Genomic DNA, 2,585 nt, shown 5'->3' on the forward strand with positions numbered 1-2,585 from the left:
TCAGCTTTTCTATGGTGTCTTCGCTTTCTTTTCCACAAGAAAATATAATTTGAGTATAAAATCGTCCTGAATTATAAAATGGGACTTATTTGACACAATATTTCTCAAGCTGAGGGGCTTTATTTGGGGAACTCCCACAATGTAGTTACTCTTTTGTCTCAATATTTCCATAATTTGTCTTATTACAGCCTCTATGCAGCTCAACCAATTTTATAGTACTCACGAGTGGATCTTTTTATAATTACCAAAAGCTTTTTTTATCACACTCATTTGCTTGGACCTATTAGATAAGAGTCATTTTTATTTCCTTTGAATTGGAATTTACCAAGCTTAGCTGATCACAATGGGAATACAGATGATAACCCCTGAAGGATTAGAAAAGCTAAAGGCAGAATTGGACCATCTCTGGAGGGTGGATAGGCCCGAAACTACAAACAAAGTTGCTTGGGCTGCTAGTCTTGGTGATAGATCAGAAAATGCAGATTATCATTATAATAAAAGGCGACTACGGGAAATTGATAGCCGCGTGCGCTACTTGCACAAATGCATCGATGATTTTAAAATGATTCGTTACGACCCTTATCACGAGGGCAAAGTAATGTTTGTCGAACGGGTGGAAATTGAAAATGATAAGGGCTTGAAAAAACGCCTGCGTATTGTAGGCTATGAAGAACTTATTGGCAACAAAGATTATATCTCTATGGACTCTCCTATGGCAAAGGCTCTGCTAGATAAAAAGGTAGGAGATGAGGCCATTGTGAGAACACCAGTCACTGAATTTGTTTGGAAGATAAACAAAAGTAAAATGGGAGAACTCCTGCCCTGCTGGCTTCACAAAGTGATCAAAGCATCATACTTAAGAGTGATGTTAATTATATAGGATGATCACAAATATTTCATATCGGAATATGGGATATTTTTACTTCAGCCCTATGGGCAATCAAGATCATCGAGAAGAACAGGAGGGAAACCGAAGTATCTCTGACTGACAGCATTTATATTTCCATATATCACTTTGATTTAGATGCCAGAATTACCCTCTGTACTAAATAGAACAAATATTTAAATTGAGTTTTTCATATTTTAACAATACCTTGCCCTAAGTACTTGAGTTCGTTTATTTATTGGTGCCATAACCCCCAAGTTATATGTATTTAAAATTCCAATTCATATTATTGTTTTTAATAGCCAACACTGCATTCTGTCAACTGAATTTGGGTGCATTCGATAACCATACCAATATTGGTAGCCCTAAAAAAAGTGGTTTTGTCAATTACGATAAGGCAAATGATACCTACACCATAGGTGGAAGCGGGGCAAATATGTGGTTTGCGCAGGATGAGTTTAACTATTTGTGGACTACCATTCAAGGCGACTTCATACTTCGGGCAGAATTATCGTTTCTAGGACAAGGTGTTGACCCACATAGAAAGGCGGGATGGATTGTAAAAAACGACTTAAGTGGTGAAACAAAGCATATCAATGCCACAACCCATGGTGATGGGTTAACCTCTTTGCAATACAGAAAAACTGACGGTGGCGATACGGAAGAATATACCTCAATAAACACTTTTCCAACCGTGATCCAATTGGAAAGGATTGGTGATAAATTTATAATGTCATCTGCCAAATTTGGAGAGGAATTTACCACTGTGGAGTCTGATATTTTACCAATGGACAATGAAGTATTCGTAGGTCTCTATGTATGTGCACACAATCCGGATGTTGTTGAAACTGTTGAATTTAGAAATGTAAGAATTATTAAAAAAGCAGATCCAAATTTTGTTCCATATAGAGAATACATTGGAAGCAATCTTGAAATTTTGGACATTGAATCAGGAAACCGCAAAATAATCTATACATCCGCACACTCGATACAAGCACCTAACTGGACTGCAGATGGGCAAAATTTAATATACAACTCCAAAGGAAGGCTTTATTCATTCAATCTCCGGAGCAGCCAAATCACCAATTTAAATACCGGGTTTGCTGTAAATAATAACAATGATCATGTATTGTCGTTCGATGGATCTTTACTGGGCATTAGCAATCACAACCCAGCTGAGAATAATGCTTCTTCGCTCTATTACTTATCTTCAGGAGGTAGTGACAATCCGACACAAGTTACTAAATCAGGTGTTGGTGCATCATACTTGCACGGCTGGTCACCAGACAATAAGTCCATGCTCTTTACTGGGGAGAGAAATGGTCAATATGACATTTATTCGATAGATGTTGAAACTGGAAATGAGACCCAGCTGACCAATCAAAAAGCATTAGATGACGGCTCAGAATTTACTCCTGATGGTAAGCATATTTTCTTCAACTCTTCCAGAACCGGAAAAATGAAACTCTGGAAAATGGACGCTAATGGCAAAAATCAGGAACAAATTACCTTTGATGATTATAATGATTGGTTTCCCCATATTAGCCCTGACCAAAAATGGATTGTGTTTATTTCATTCCCTAAAGACATCGACCCTAACGACCATCCTTTCTATAGACACTGCTTAATTCGAATAATGCCATTTGAGGGAGGCAAACCCAAAACAATTGCATACATATATGGGGGGCAAGGCTCTATA

General features: G+C 37.7%; 2 protein-coding genes. Both read left to right on the forward strand.

Annotated elements, in window-relative coordinates; all coding sequences use genetic code 11:
• Window positions 1-343 precede the first annotated feature (343 nt).
• On the forward strand, window positions 344-880 hold the full coding sequence (greB, locus tag E1140_RS00755) for a transcription elongation factor GreB (RefSeq protein ID WP_155178042.1): 537 nt from the start codon (window positions 344-346) through the stop codon (window positions 878-880).
• Window positions 881-1,148: 268 nt separating this feature from the next.
• Window positions 1,149-2,585 (forward strand): TolB family protein (locus E1140_RS00760; protein WP_155178043.1); only part of this gene is annotated, 1,437 nt, incomplete at its 3' end.

Source organism: Fulvivirga lutimaris (genome assembly GCF_009711525.1).
GTDB lineage: Bacteria > Bacteroidota > Bacteroidia > Cytophagales > Cyclobacteriaceae > Fulvivirga > Fulvivirga lutimaris.